The sequence below is a fragment of the Ohtaekwangia koreensis genome, from assembly GCF_900167975.1.
In the GTDB taxonomy this organism is placed as follows: domain Bacteria; phylum Bacteroidota; class Bacteroidia; order Cytophagales; family Cyclobacteriaceae; genus Ohtaekwangia; species Ohtaekwangia koreensis.
In genome coordinates, this window is record NZ_FUZU01000004.1 from 538174 (window position 1) to 553527 (window position 15354).

The window sequence follows — 15354 nt, forward strand, 5'->3', positions numbered from 1 at the left end:
GAAATGAAACTCTTCCCTGGCAAATTTGCTCCCAACACTCTGGGTGGTATACTGATCAGTCTTGCGCTGGCATGGGCTATCATTTTTGTATTTATAGCACTATACTTTTTTACATACCTGCCCAGCGTAACCAATCACGGTCAAAGCATTACTGTTCCAAACATTGAAGGCATGCAGGTAAAGGAGCTTGAAGATTTCCTGATAAGAAAGGATTTGCGCTATGAAGTCAGTGACTCAACATACTCTTCAAAATATCCTCCGCTCACGGTATTAAAACAATATCCGCATGCTGGCGCTAAAGTGAAACAAGGAAGAAAGATCTTCATCACGATCAACCATGTTACCGCCCCAACGGTACCGGTACCTAACCTGATCGATGGGTCCGTGGTAAATGCTGAAGCTGTACTGGCCAGCAATGAACTGAAGCGCGGAAGAATAGAACTTGTATCAGGCCCGTTCAATGTTGTAAAAGAAATGAAATATCGCGGGGCGAAGATCGAACCCAATGTGCGCGTACCAAAAGGTTCTGTGATAGACCTCGTGGTGATGGATGGAGGAAAAGGAGATTATACCATGGATAATATGGTAGGACAGGAATTTGAAGATGCAAAAGTGTATATTTTGGGAGCCAATCTGAATCTCGGAACCGTAACGACTACAGATGATACGGTTGGCATCGTACCCGTGGTAATAAAACAAATACCTGAGGCTGGAGAAAAGATTAAGGCTGGTGATGTCGTTGATCTATGGATAGGAAAACCCGAATCCGTACCTTCCGATGATGATGACGAACAACTCTGATCATTATAGCGCTACCATTTTTTATAAAAAGGCCGTTCCCGGATGGCCTTCGAAATATCTTTATAGTATACTCTTCATTGCGCTTCTGTTCAGTACAACGGATAGCCTGGGGCAATTAACGCTCGACCACGTGCAGCGCAGGTCGAAGGCACGTGTCACAGCAACGCCGACAGCTCGTACAAAAGCAACGACTCCCCTATCACTTCCTTTCTGGGAAGACTTTTCTTTTACACCAATCGATATACCAGGCGATACAAATTCTAATTACCCACTGGATTCCATCTGGCACAACAGCAATAGTGTATGGATCAATGCAGGTGTTGGTATAAATGCTCCCAGTAAAAACGTAGCATCCTTTGACGGACTGGATGAACTCGGACTTCCTTATTCAGATGCAATTCTCACAAACGGATTTCGGGATAGCCTTACATCGCAGCCGATCGACATGAGTGAAACAAGTGTACCCGTGGCCGAACGGAATTCAGTTTTCTTCAGCTTCTTCTATCAGTGGCAGGGAAATGGAGAGCCTCCTGATCCGAATGATTTTCTTCAGGTAGAGATGAAAAACAGTTCAGGCAAATGGGAAATTGTACTAACCATCATACCGAAAGGAACTATGAGCCGGTCGGAGTTTTACGATACAATAATCCAAATACCGAACGATAACGCTCGCTTCTTTCACAACCAATTCAGATTTCGTTTTGAGAATTTTGGGAGAAAATCTGGGCCGTTTGACACGTGGAATATAGACTATATATACCTGGCCAAGAACCGGACCTTGAGCAGCAACTCTTTCCCGGATCGTGCTATCGCTTCGCAGGCAACACCGCTCTTCGGCAGATATACAGCAGCACCACTGGAACATTTTCTAAAAACAACACCATTTGACAGTGTCGAGTTCGATGTAAAGAACTTAAAGAAGGCAGTAGCTGAGATTGCGATTGGATATGAAGCCAACATGACGTTCAGAAATTATGATGACGGTACGTTTACTGACTATACCATTCCGTTTAGCGCTGGTGGTGTAGGACCCAATGGAGGATTAATGAATCCTTCAGAACGGGCACGCGTACGGATGGAAAATATACCTGACACCAATGATCCGCAGCAATTTAATCCTGCAGCAGATTCTATTGATATTGAACTTGACATTAAAGTCATCAGCGGTGACAACCTGGACAGTAGCAGACCTAATTTTTTACCAATCGATTTCCGGATAAACGACACACTCTCCACAACCTATAGATTAAAAGATTACTACGCATACGATGATGGCACTGCCGAGTATGCGGCACGTCTCAATACTACAACCGATAAACTCGCTGTAGCATTCGATATGCTCACCGATGTAGCGGATACGCTTGTAGGGTTTGATATATACTTTCCTGACTTTGGCTTAAACAGCAATCGCCTGGTAGATTTTTCAGTGTATGAAGATAACAACGGCATGCCTGGCGATGCCATCTATACCATCTCCAGCTATAGCTTGCAAGTACAAGACGCCATCAACAAGTTTCAACGCGTCAAGATCATCGAAAATGTTCGGGTTCAAAACCGCTTTTATATAGGATATACATCTCCTTCTGTTCGCATCGGCCTTGACTATAGCAATAACACTGGCGACAAAATATTTGTAGACATTGGCAGTGGCTGGTATCAAAACACCGATATCAATGGAACGCTGATGATTCGTCCTTTATTTGGGAAAGGTGAGCAGGGTCCCGTTACAGGAATTCCTGAAGAGGTCCTCACCATAGCAACGTATCCGAATCCAAACAACGGAGAGTTCTTTGTGGATAGCAAGATCGAAGTTCTACAAATTATTAATGTAGCAGGGCAGCCCATTCGCTACTCCATTGAAACGGTTGGCGAACAACAGCGCGTAAATCTGCAGCAAACTACTCCAGGCCTATATATCCTTAAAATCAAAAAAGGAAATTCAGTAGCAGCTCATAAAATTATCGTACGGTAATAAATATACTCTATCCATTTCCTCCTACGACCTCAATCACTAACGGTGTAGGGCTAAAGCAAAGTATAAAGATCAGTAAAGTGACCCAGCCGAGGATAACCCGCTTCGGATCAAGCGGCATTTCTATTTCACTTGGCGGATGTTCAATGCCCACAAAGCGGCTCACGATAAATCCGAATAACAACCAACCTGAATAACCATTGATTTGAGGGAAGCCCCAGCTTATAACGAATTGTGCTGCGAATAATATCAACGCATACATGATGCGATCGCGCTTTGATATCTTTAATGCTGCGAAGCATGAATAGTAAAACAAGACCAATGCTGGTACAGCCCACAGTAAGGTTGTCTGTGGCAGAGTTGGTGTCACCAGTCCTAACCCAGAGTAAAAGGTAAGCAACAGAAAAAATATAGTAGCAATCAACTTATGTCCACGCGAACCGAATAGCCCATACGTTACGTGGCCGCCATCGAGTTGTCCAATGGGAAGCAAGTTCATACTGGTAAAGAAGAGTGCTATAAAGCCAGCCAGTAAAAATGGATAGTGCATCAGTTCGTGCGGATTTGGAATGCGCGATGGATCAGCAACAAATTTCTCACAAAACATATACAGCAGGTTATCACCGATCTGTAAATCAAGAGCGCTATGATCCTTCATATACTCTGGTGAATATACATGCTTGGCGTAATCCAGTCCGAACTGTTTATACTCGGGGTGAAAATTGAAAACATACTCCGCAGGAGGTAGTGTTGCAAAGCCGTAGACTATAATTGCCAGCGCCAGTATAAATCCGGCAAGTGGCCCGGCAAGACCTATATCAAAATGCTGGCGGTTTGATCGCACCTTCTCTTCAATTCTGATCACGGCACCAAGGGTACCGATCGAAGGAATTATAGGATTGGGAGGAAACGGAATATAGTATGGCAATGATGCGCGTATCTTGTGATACATCGCTGTAAAATAATGACCAAACTCATGCACGGTTAATATCAACAGGAAAGGAATTGAAAACTGCATCCCGCTCAGAAAATCATTCCAGGTATATTCTCCATAGAAAATACTTTTCCCGAAACACCATTCAGCGCCTGCAAAAGTTGTCGTGATAAAGCTGGCTATAAATAATCCAACCTGAATTAAAACTGTACGCGTTTTACTAGGCATGGAAGTAATCGATTATGTGATTGGGTGTAATCACGTGCACGGTTTGAATTCCCAACGCATGTGCACCTCCTATATTATCTGCATTATCATCCAGGAAAAGCGTTTCCTGGGGTTTCAGATTATTCTCTTCCAGCACCTGTTCAAATATATCCGCATCGGGCTTACGCTTTTTCATATAGTGCGAATAGTACGTCTTATGAAAATAACGATCGAGAGATTTTTCACCAAAAACCGGTGTCAGGATCTGATCATTGATATAGTTAAGGTGAATGTTATTCGTATTGCTCAACAGGTAAACATTAAATTTCTCTTTGAGCGTGAGCAGTAAATCAAGTTTTTGTCGGGGTATACCCAGCAACATGGCATTCCAGCTTGCGTCCAATGTAGCATCATCTGCCTGAACAGAATACAAGTCACGGACAAATGAACGGAACTCATCATCTTCTATTTCACCCTTTTCATAATCCAGAAAACCTTTCGAAGAGATGAAAAGCTCTTTTACTTTTTCTTTCTTAAGACCAGAGATCTCGGCAAATGATTGTAGTGTATGATCTACTGAAAGATCCAATATCACACCACCTAAATCGAAAATGAGATTTTTAATAGAAGAATCCTGCGCCACAAAAACTTGTATTTGATATGAGATGCTAAAATAAGAAAAGGTTGCTATCAACGGCCAACTTTTCTTCCAATGGAATGGATGAGCTTACGATGCGACTTTTAACATGTATGCACTCTTCAAAATGAGCAACAAAAAACCCCTGGTTTGCACCAGAGGTTTCCGTTCTCCAAACGTACTTTTGCCTGACGTCAGATCACTGATAAGATTTTATTTGAAAGAAATCGAAAGATCGCTTGTTGCTTTTGGATTGTAAGGACTCAATGCATCCAATCGCTTGGCCAACACATCCCACGCAGCGCCAGGGGATTTTCCTCCGGATATAAATCCTTGTGAGTCGTTAAAGTATCCTGGCGCTGCGGTAGTCGATAAGTAAGCCGCCAAAACATTCTGATCAATACCAGGCCACACAGCGGTGATCTCGTTCGTGAATACATTTTTAATAGAGTATTCTTTTAATAATACGGAACGGTCATCGGAATCCAATGTGCTGGGAGGCAAGCCCACTTCTGCAACACCAATGTTTGCAGGGTCATTGCCTGATGCAACAAACGCCCAGTTAAAGCCTGGTGTACCGGAGAACAATATAGCGTTGGGATGATTGCTGTTACCATATACATCAACTACATCGCCCTTTTTACCGGCAAACATGTGCAGGCTATTGATCGCATACAGATCATTCAACGGGCTGCCTACTGGCAAACCTGCTATACTTACTTCCATGTGCGCATCGTAACCAAGTTCACCTGCTTCGCTATAGTCGATACGGAACATGGCATCGGGTGCATTTTCATTTTTAATACGATCGCAGTTATAGGGCTTGATGATCGCGATTCCTTTTACCGTACTTGCTTTATTCCAGAAGATCTGCAGCGCCTTACCACCATCCGTTTCACTTTCAGAATCAGCATCTGTAATGGTGAGTTCATAGTCCCAATCTTGTCCTTCAAAAGAAACATCTGACAAAACGATAAGGTTCTTAACACGATTGTCATCTTCACCAACATAGGTAATCGACATCACGCGATCAATTTTATACTTACGGATACCTGCTATAAATTCCTCCACCAGCTGTGATGAAGCCTCCCCTACTGCTATAAACGTCCCCAGGTTTACATATATATCATTTCCCTTTACGGTGTCTTCAGCACTTCTTGCACCGAGTCTTCCATTTGCAGTACTGCTGCTGATGGAAGCCGGTATATCTACGCTGAAAGAAGAAGGAAGTATATCTTCCTGTGACGTTTCGTCCTGGTTCATTTCGCAGGACGTTAACAAAATAGAGAACGCCAGACCCATGATTAAGACAAATGAAATCAGTTTTGCAGTCTTCATGATTTTTGCTGTTTAGTTAAGTGTTTTTTGGTTTCTGTTTTGAGAAAGCAAGTGATTAACCTGCCTTACATCCCTAGAACACACGGATTTGGATATACCCTTATGTCACCTTTCGATTTTTTTAGAATGGCCTTTTTTGACAGTGAAAACAAAGAAAATGTGTTATAGCCGCGAGCGATTACCGTTATCCTTATTCATTAACTATTAAGAAGTAATGATTAATTGCTAAGCTTCACTATTGGATGATCGTTGTGTCGGAAACAACTGTTGAGACTGCGAAGAAGCCGATGGCACCTTCGCTGAGGTTGGTACTTACATTGTCGCGTTGCACATCGAAAACGCCTCCCCTCCATTCGGTCTCGGAGAGTAAAGATCGAAGAAAAGCCTTGTATGCAGGACTTAATGAATATTTCCTGCGAACAATGGCAGTATTCAACGGAAAAGTAAAATCTGTTTTATCGGGTTTATATATATCGTTTACGTCAACGGTCTTCAGGTCATAGTATACAACTTTGCCTGCGCAGTTTGCGGCTGTACATGCGCTGGTATTCTCCCAGGTAAGTATATGATCGATAAAGTTTGCATCTCGCCCAGAAGGGCTAAACGTTAATATATAGGCGTCATCTTTCTGCTCGTAATGCAACGCAGGAAGCGTTTCTACCGGCACGGCGCTGTCCGCAGCAGTATATTCTTTTTCATTGTACTGAATCGACAAGCTATATATCCTCTCGGTTACGGCTCGTAATGTAGGGGTATAGTATTCTCCAGATCCTGCAGGTAATTCTGTTAATGTATATATCGTTGTTCCGTCTCCGATTGTTACCACAGCACCGCTGATCGGCTCAGGCGTTTCGTTTTGTGTTTTATAGGGACGCGTTAATTTGATTCTGTGATTTATACTCTCGTTGGTCAATATCCCCTCCACCACAACCAGGTTGGTATCGTACGATGATAGCGGAAGATCAGCAGATTCTTCACATGCTATCAGCATATACATGAAGAAGGCTATAACACTTTGTGCCCTCATAAGAATTTAAAGTTATAGGCTATAGATGGCGTGAATCTGAATAAATAGAAATGCGATGTTGTACGGTTATTCTCCAGCAGGTTGGAAGGTATCTCAAAATCACCATCGCTTGATTCCGTTTTGTTATAGTTTACAAAGAGTGAGTTTTTCCGTCCGTAGAGATTGAAAACAGAAAACGAGACACTATGCTTGAATCTCTTTTCAGGGTTCTTGTTCAGCTTAAAAGTAGCCGAGATATCCAGTCGGTGATAATCGGGAAGCCTGTCATTGTTCTTCTGTCCATATACCGGAACCTCTTCACCATTATACATATAAAAACTAATGGGTGAAGAAAACGGAGCACCGGTTGAGTACGTCCAGTTCATGCCAAAGTTCCAACGCAAAGAAAGATCATAGGCAAGCATCAGATTTACCTGGTGAGGTCTGTCATAAAAAGCATTATATACCCGACCTTCATTAACATCAGCAAATTTTCGCTTCGCGCGCGAATAGGTATAGCCTGCCCATCCACGAAGGCGACCTTCATCCTTTTTAGCAAGCAATTCAATCCCGTAAGCAGTAGCCGTACCGATGCGCAGTTCACGCTCTACCAAAGGGTTCAGTAACGTTTCGGCATGCGCGTTATAGTCAATCTGGTTGTCCATCTTTTTATAAAAAGCTTCCGCCATAACAGATGTACCCAAACGTTGCAGCGATCGATAGTAACCAAGTGTTACCTGGTTCGAATATTCCGGCTTTATATTTATACTGCTGGGAAGCCAAACTTCCAGTGAAGTAAACGGGCTGGTAGAATTCGAAATTAAATGAACATTTTGAACGTTGCGAGAGAAGCTTGCTTTGACCGATGCGTTCTCATTCAACAAATAGCTGATCGTGGCGCGGGGCTCTACATTCACAAACTGTTTATAGTTCTCCCCTTTCTTATAGTATAAAGTATCTATCGGGTTTCTGTTCTCATCGAAAACAAATTCAAAAGCTTCGCCCGTATTTGACCAAAGCGAAAATCGCAAACCATAATTTATACCCCATCGCTCTCCGAGTTTTACTTCATGGTTGGCATACAATACCACTTCAAACGCATTTCGAACAGAAAGCGAAGGTATAGATGCCAGCGTTGTATCCGACTTGAAATTCCCCGGATTGAAAGTGTATCCGTTTACACCTATACCAAACGTTACTTCATTTTCTGGCTTTATAAAGTAGCTGAAATCTGATTTCAGATTGATATTGGATATATGAGAATTCCACCTCGTTTTCGTATCAACATCGGTATATAAGAAGTAATCATACCCGGCTATAGCCAGCGTGGTGTTCATAAACAGGCGATCGCTGAACAAATGATTCCATCGGAGTGTACCTGCAGTATTCGTCCAGGAAATTCCCGTGTTGTTGTTAAAGTAATTGTCGCCACCGGTATAAAATGAAAAGAAAAAATGATTACGCTGATTCAACCTGACATTTACTTTGGAAGTGAAATCATGAAAGTCAAACTGTTTTATATCGCTATCCACCTTTTGCAAAATCCATTTCACAGTAGAGGCACGCGCGGAAACGAGAAATGAACTTGCGCTTTTTTTGAAAGGTCCTTCCACACCAAGCTTGGTAGAAATGAGGCCCGTACTTCCCCACACCTGTACATGTTGATCGTTCCCTTTCTTTGTACGTATATCCAGCACAGACGATAATCTTCCGCCAAGCGAAGCAGGCATATCTCCTTTATATAGCGTCATGTCATTTACGGCATCGGGTATAATGGTGGAAAAAACACCTAGCAGGTGGCTCGGATTATAGATCGGAGCATCGTCTATCAATACCAGGTTCTGGTCCCGGTTTCCACCGCGCACATAGTAAAATGTCGAGCCATCGGCATGCATCTTTACACCAGGTATAGATTCCAGTGATTTCACTACATCCATTTCTCCGAATAGTGCGGGCCGTTCTTCTACCACCTTGGGGCGTACATGGGTATTGCCCGCAGTAATTTCCTGAACCATATCCGGCAGCGCATTGCTTACAACAACTTCTTCTAATACCGGTAACTCTTCCTTCAATGCTATATCTTGCTGATAAGAGGCACTTAGATCTATGGCTGCCGAATATTCCTTGTACCCCAGAAATGAACTGGATATAGTATAGCTACCTTTCGGAACGGTAATAGAAAAGAAACCAAAAGCGTTTGTAACGGTACCCGTTTGAAGCTCTTTTAAAAGAACAGTGGCACCGATAAGGGCTTCCCCGGTATCGGCATCCTTAATATTTCCGCTGAATGTAAAAGTAGACGCGTTATTTTTGTCTGCACGTTTTTCAGGCTTCAGTATAACTTGTCCTTCTACCAAAGTATATTTCATCCCAAACTGCTCCGACAGATCATTTAGAATAGAAGTCAACGACTGATTGACAACTCTATAACGAACTACTTGTGCGGCTGGAATTTTTTTAGGATTGTACGAAAATCGAATACCGCCTTTCTGAGCAATGATGGAGAGCAGCTCCGTGAGAGACGTATTCACATCTATACTGAGTGTTACATCGGGCAGATTATTTTGTGCAGAGGCATGCAGGTATAAAAAGATCATCGGGGCTACCAGTCCCTTTAAAAGTTTTTTTTGGATGGATTGCTGAATACCTACTAGCATCCTGCTGCTGTGATTACAATCTGATTTCCGTTAACCTGGTAGGTAAGATTAAGCGTTGTTTCCAGCACGTGCAGTACTGCATCAAGAGACTGATGATCGAACGTAACCGTTACAACACAAGATGCAGGAACGTCAGCAGCAATGGTGATATTGGCCCGGTATATTTTGTTCAACGTTTCCACCACAGCACGAAGATCATCTTCAGTAAATATAATTTTGCGCGTATTCCACGACTGGAAGTTTACATCCTTATTTATACTACTGCTTACTTGCTGGTTGGCTTTGCTATATATACCCTTTTCTCCGGCAACAAGCTTCACTTCTGTTTTTGAATCCGGTACAGAAAGCTTTACAGTACCAGTCTCAACAACCACTTCTACTCGCGCCAGGCTATCGTATGCCAGCACATTGAACGATGTTCCCAGCACTTCTACTACAGCACTGTTCGCGTGTATGCGAAACGTTTTTTGAGGATTGCGCGTGACTTCGAAAAATGCTTCGCCCTGCAAAGTCACAGTTCTGTCCTTTTCATTGAAGGAGGAAGAATATGAAAGTTCAGAATGACTATTCAGGGTTACCTGCGATCCATCCGGTAAAGATATAGTGCGCGTTTCTGAAGCAGTTTGATAATGTATAGTATCATCTCCCGAAATAAAATTTAGGATGATCCAACTAGAAACCGCTACCAGTGCTATAGCCGCTGCAATTTTATACCAAAAGTTTAATGGAGATTTTTCTAAAGAACGAAGTTTACCTTCCGGCTTCTCTTCATTCCTCTGAATGGTTGTTATGAAATGATTCCACTCGTGATCTATATCAACTGTATGTATTGCTTCAGCCTGATGTGCATAGTGATTCTCGCTTATCTTGAATACTTTTTTGTATGCAAGATAATGGCGCTCATTTTCCTGTGCCTCTGCAATCCAGTCACGTAATACCCTCTCCTCTTCAGAGGAAGCTTCACCCGCCAGATGCTTTGTTATCAGCTCTTTTACACTATCGTTGAAATCATTTTTCACTCATCTATTCTGTTTTATAACACATAAATTCAACGTTACCCTTATTGTCTCCACATAAAAAATATCAGCGTAAGAAATTCGCCCAGATGTTCACGAAGTACACTCAGGGCTTTCGACATCTGCGCTTCAACCGTCTTGATGGAGATTCCCATTTTCTCTGCGATTTGTGCATACTTCAAGCCTTCCATACGATTCAACTCGAAAACCATTCTGCATTTTTCAGGCAATGATTGGATGCCGATTTCAATTTCACGCTCAAGTTCGGAAGTCTCCAGCGATGTGTTGTTTTCCACCAACGCCTCCTCTTTCACATTTTCAAGTATAACATGCTTTTTATTATCGCGGATGTGATTGAGACTTCGATTTCGCACCGCTGTATATAGATAGCTTCGATAATTCGTATCCGAAGGAAGTGTATCAAATTTTTCCCAAACGGTAACAAATACATCGTGCACCAAGCCTTTTGCCTCATCCCAGTCTCCTACATACTTGAATGAAAAACTGCAGAGTGGTTTGAATAACTCTCTGAACAATTGTTCGAACGTATTTAAGTTCTTATCTGCCAAGATTCCGATGGCTTGTTAGGCTTTATTAAACTTAAAGATATTAAAAATAAACATCTGCCATCGCTCGTTATTACGCGACAAAGACCAGAATAAACATTGCATTATTGAATCTAAAAAAATAAGGTCGCAGAAAATATGCTTAGCGGCCGAATTGTCTTATCTTTTAGAATTATTGATAGCACAATGCTATCCGGTCGATAAACCTGAACCTGTGAAAGTAAACGAACAAGTAAAATTTGCCAAAGACTATACTGGTTTCTACGCCAAGGTAAGAGAACGCGCAGACCATTATTTTACCAGCAAAAACTTATCGCGCAACGCAGACGCGCTCATGATTTTCAAAACTGTATTTTTCCTAGGAGGCACATTCAGTTTATACTTGCTCATTCTATCCGATTCATTTTCATTATGGACGATGTTCGCGATGGCGATCGGCTTAGGAGTTTTCTCTGCGTTCATCGGCTTCAATGTATGCCATGACGCTATACATGGCTCGTACTCTTCCAATACTTTTGTGAATACAGCCCTCGGATCAATCTTTAACCTGATCGGTGCCAATGTATACAACTGGAAGATCTCTCATAATTTAGTTCACCATACGTTTACTAACATTCATGAACATGACGATGATCTTGTGGTGGCGCCTGGCCTGGTGACGGTATGTCCTCAGGAATCACCATTGCCCATTCAACGTTACCAACATTTCTATGCCTTCCTGCTTTATGGAATGGCAAGTTTAGCGTGGATCTTCGCGAAAGACTATATTAAGTTTTTCCAAAGTAAAATTGGCAGTCACGCAACACCACGCCATCCGCGCATCGAGCTTTTCAAACTCTTCTTCTTTAAAATACTATACTATATATTGGTTATTGTATTGCCTTTGATGTTGATTGATTCCATTACCTGGTGGCAATTCGCGATTGGATTTGTATGTATGCAAATGGCAAAAGGTTTTGTGTTGGGATTAGTCTTTCAACTTGCTCATATCGTGGAAGGACTGGAGTTTCCTGAGCCTGATACATCCGGACAAATGGAAGATGCATGGGCAGCCCATCAGATGCGTACTACAGCCAACTTCGGAGTACAGAATTTCTTTACCTGCTTTTTCTGTGGTGGACTCAATATGCAGATCGAGCATCATTTATTCCCGAAGGTTTGCCATACACATTACCGCGCATTATCCGCGATTGTAAAGAGCACCGCGCACGAATATGGTTTGCCGTATTTTGAAAACGACTCTTTCTCTACAGCACTCGCGTCACATTACCGCCTCTTGCGGAAGTTCGGCAAGGAAGCTTTGGACAGCAACTCTATCCGGGCAAAGGAACTCGTAGTCTAAAACAAAATATACTTCCTTACCAATCTCTCTCTAGGGAGATTGGTAGGAATTCTTACTCAACTATTCTGTATTCAGTAATTCTTCTATAGTACTTCTGCAAAGGTTACCGATTTTGAATTTGCTCAACTCGTGTTAACTGAATCTAAAGAACTCTCTCTTCTCATACTACATAGGTATACGGTCCAGTGATTGGGACGCGAGTATGATCTGATCTATAAAGACATTTTTCTTAAACATTTTTAAGCTGCTCTCATCAGTATACTGATCTGTGACTCCGTAAATCCACCGAGGTACTTACGTGTAGTAAGACTTACATTTTATATAATTTTTCAAAAATCAAGTTTAACCTTACAATGATTGTATACATGCCGTTAGCATAAATATACCTTGGGCCTAATGTTAGATTTTTGCGAAAGAGTTTTCATAATCACTATACCCCACCTTGAAATACGGATTCGCCTCAAAGCATTTATCATTAGATAATAAATAAGCTAACATTATTTACTGAGAAGATTCACTGAAATATAACAGGAGCACTGATATATATAGCAAGGTGTTTCAGCAAACAAGAGAGTAATAAATAAATTAAGATATAAAATTTAGGAATTGGCTTTATGAAAAAAAAGATAGAAGGGTATATCCGGAAACATATAATTGTATTTTCTATAGGTTTAATAGCTACGTTGTTGGTGATAAACATTGTGTTTATGTTTCGAAACAAGGAGAGCATTGTTAAGAATAACAATATTCGGGAAGATGCGGACGCTATCATCAAAGATGTTGATCGGCTTATAACTTTTTTGAATGTTATAGACCTTGGTGTAAGAGCCTATGGTGTTACCAAGAAACCCGAAATGCTGGCGACTACAACAAACGGAATAAAATATTTATGGCCGCATTTTGAAAGCCTCGAGCAAAGACTTGTAAAGGAAGGCTACGATGTAACACAATTTAAGGTACTTGAGAAAACATACCGTGACTATGTCGATTTCAACATGAAGATGGTAGAAATGGCGGATCTCGATAGCAGCGAAGTATTTAAAAGCATGATGATGGAAGACCGGGGAATGATCGCCTGGACAAAAACACATGAGATCGGTGGAAAGATTATCGAATTTGAAAAGGCGAAGAGTCTTGCCGCCGAAGTGAGCTATCAGTCGGCTGTTGAAAACAATCTATACCTCCAATTTCTTATACTTCTGATTGGATTTCCAACTCTCGGTTTTATTGTTTATAAAATGATAAACGATAACCGTGCGCGGCAGAGATTATTGATTGAACTGGAAGAGAATAACCGGAAGTATGTATTTAATCCGGGCACAGATATACATTTCAATGACCAGCAGGAATTGATTGCAAACTCCATCCGAAACCTTCAGCATGCCAGTGAATTTATCGAACATATAGCGGACGGCAATTATTCTACCGAGTGGGCAGCACTGAGTGAGGACAACAAAGCAATCAATGAGACAAGCCTTGCCGGAAGACTTACCAAGATGAGAGACCAGTTGAGACAGATGAAGCGTGAGGAAGAAACGCGTCTATGGAGTAACGAAGGATTAACTAAAATTTCAGAAACGGTAAGAAATCATCAGAATGATCTCAAGGTTCTATCCGATGAGGTCGTAAGATTTTTAACGAAATATATGGGAGCTCAGCAGGGCGGACTATTTATTTTGAAGAGTGATGATGAGCAAGGCGAATACCTGGAGCTCGCAGCGTGTCATGCTTATGACAGAAAGAAATTTCTGGAGCGCAAGATTAATATAGGTGTAGGTCTGGTAGGACAAACATTTTTGGAAGGAGAAACTACGATGCTGACGAAACTTCCGCAAGGCTATACCTATATAACTTCTGGTATGGGCGAAACTACACCCAGTTGTGTTGTGATTGTTCCGATGAAATACAATGACAAAATCGAGGCCATTATAGAAATAGCCGGACTTGAGAAATTTGAGAAACATCAAGTCCATTTCCTTGAGAAAGCTGGCGAGTTTGTTGCCTCTGCATTACAGAGTGTAAGAACAACCGAGAAAATGAAAACACTGTTGGCAGCTTCACAACAACATGCCGAAGAAATGCGCGCCACAGAAGAAGAACTGCGACAGAATATGGAAGAACTGATTGCCACGCAAGAGACGCTGATGCGCAAGCAGGCCAATGCTGCTCAGCTGCACGAGAACTAAAGTATAGCTGTATAGCTAGCGCTTGCAGTCGCACAGACACCTACAAGTCAAAAAAATCATGAAAGAAGCAGGCTCGATTAATTTCGGGTCTGCTTTTTTCATAGATGACCGGCAACCAGGTACGCAATTCTTTTCAACTTTTTTGCCTGGTAATCTTTGTAAACCATGCAGAAAATATTACGTTTGCAATCCTAAAATTTAGGGCCCATAGCTCAGCTGGTTAGAGCACCTGACTCATAATCAGGGGGTCGCTGGATCGTGCCCAGCTGGGCCCACTTAAAAATCAGCCACTTACATTGTCCATGTAAGTGGCTTTTTATTTCCGTTACCTCGTGTCAACGTTATTTCGCGAATACTTTCTTATACTCCTGCTCATCAAAGCCCAGCGCGATAACTTTTCCTTCGCGCTCGATCAGGGGACGTTTGATCACACTGGTCTTTTCTTTCATCAAGGCCACAGCCGCGGATTCATTTTTTACATTGGCTTGAACGGCTTCGTCCAGTTGCCTCCACGTTGTGCCGCGCTTGTTTACCAGGCTCTCCCACCCTACCTGTTTACTCCAGTCCTTTAACTTTGCATCGGTGATACCTTTCGCTTTGTAATCATGAAATTCGAATTCAACGTTATGTTTCTTTAACCAGTCCAAAGCAGATTTCACCGTATTGCAGTTTTTAATTCCGTAAATGATCAT

The 15354-nt window shown here is 42.0% G+C and carries 12 protein-coding genes and 1 tRNA gene; 5 read left to right on the top strand and 8 right to left on the bottom strand.

Annotated features, from left to right (window positions below; genetic code table 11):
- Positions 1-3: 3 nt before the first annotated feature.
- Positions 4-801, top strand: a complete 798-nt coding sequence (locus B5Y40_RS25565; protein WP_079689701.1) for a PASTA domain-containing protein — start codon at positions 4-6, stop codon at positions 799-801.
- Positions 779-2773 carry a T9SS type A sorting domain-containing protein gene (locus tag B5Y40_RS25570; protein WP_079689702.1) on the top strand — a complete coding sequence of 665 codons (1995 nt, stop codon included), beginning with the start codon at positions 779-781 and terminating at the stop codon, positions 2771-2773. The genes B5Y40_RS25565 and B5Y40_RS25570 overlap by 23 nt, the downstream gene beginning before the upstream one ends.
- A gap of 10 nt (positions 2774-2783) precedes the next feature.
- Here the strand turns inward: B5Y40_RS25570 and B5Y40_RS25575 are convergent, their stop codons facing one another.
- The 7 genes from B5Y40_RS25575 to B5Y40_RS25605 all read right to left on the bottom strand — a co-directional run bounded on the left by B5Y40_RS25575 (position 2784) and on the right by B5Y40_RS25605 (position 11137).
- Entirely contained in the window at positions 2784-3935 is a 1152-nt protein-coding gene (locus B5Y40_RS25575) for a site-2 protease family protein (protein WP_079689703.1), read from the bottom strand.
- Positions 3928-4557, bottom strand: coding sequence for an HAD family hydrolase (locus tag B5Y40_RS25580; RefSeq protein ID WP_079689704.1), 630 nt, complete (start codon positions 4555-4557; stop codon positions 3928-3930). The genes B5Y40_RS25575 and B5Y40_RS25580 overlap by 8 nt, the downstream gene beginning before the upstream one ends.
- A gap of 207 nt (positions 4558-4764) precedes the next feature.
- The gene (locus tag B5Y40_RS25585) at positions 4765-5889 is read right to left on the bottom strand and encodes a hypothetical protein (protein ID WP_143785942.1); all 1125 of its coding nucleotides are present in this window, start codon (positions 5887-5889) and stop codon (positions 4765-4767) included.
- A 235-nt stretch (positions 5890-6124) separates the two neighbouring features.
- On the bottom strand, positions 6125-6916 hold the full coding sequence (locus tag B5Y40_RS25590) for a DUF4249 family protein (RefSeq protein ID WP_079689706.1): 792 nt from the start codon (positions 6914-6916) through the stop codon (positions 6125-6127).
- Positions 6913-9552, bottom strand: a complete 2640-nt coding sequence (locus B5Y40_RS25595) for a TonB-dependent receptor (RefSeq protein WP_079689707.1) — start codon at positions 9550-9552, stop codon at positions 6913-6915. Before B5Y40_RS25595 ends, B5Y40_RS25590 begins: the two co-directional genes overlap by 4 nt.
- Entirely contained in the window at positions 9546-10571 is a 1026-nt protein-coding gene (locus B5Y40_RS25600; RefSeq protein WP_079689708.1) for a FecR family protein, read from the bottom strand. Before B5Y40_RS25600 ends, B5Y40_RS25595 begins: the two co-directional genes overlap by 7 nt.
- Before the next feature lie 41 nt (positions 10572-10612).
- Positions 10613-11137 carry an RNA polymerase sigma-70 factor gene (locus tag B5Y40_RS25605; protein ID WP_159453815.1) on the bottom strand — a complete coding sequence of 175 codons (525 nt, stop codon included), beginning with the start codon at positions 11135-11137 and terminating at the stop codon, positions 10613-10615.
- A gap of 211 nt (positions 11138-11348) precedes the next feature.
- On the opposite strand from B5Y40_RS25605, the gene B5Y40_RS25610 reads away from it, so the two are divergent.
- The 3 genes from B5Y40_RS25610 (at position 11349) to B5Y40_RS25620 (ending at position 14937) form a co-directional block, all read left to right on the top strand.
- Positions 11349-12476 carry a fatty acid desaturase family protein gene (locus B5Y40_RS25610; RefSeq protein ID WP_079690013.1) on the top strand — a complete coding sequence of 376 codons (1128 nt, stop codon included), beginning with the start codon at positions 11349-11351 and terminating at the stop codon, positions 12474-12476.
- Between the two features lie 614 nt (positions 12477-13090).
- Entirely contained in the window at positions 13091-14662 is a 1572-nt protein-coding gene (locus tag B5Y40_RS25615; protein ID WP_079689710.1) for a GAF domain-containing protein, read from the top strand.
- 201 nt (positions 14663-14863) lie between these two features.
- Positions 14864-14937 (top strand) — tRNA-Ile (locus B5Y40_RS25620).
- A gap of 66 nt (positions 14938-15003) precedes the next feature.
- On the opposite strand, the gene B5Y40_RS25625 is transcribed toward B5Y40_RS25620, so the two are convergent.
- On the bottom strand, positions 15004-15354 hold the full coding sequence (locus B5Y40_RS25625) for an ArsC family reductase (protein WP_079689711.1): 351 nt from the start codon (positions 15352-15354) through the stop codon (positions 15004-15006).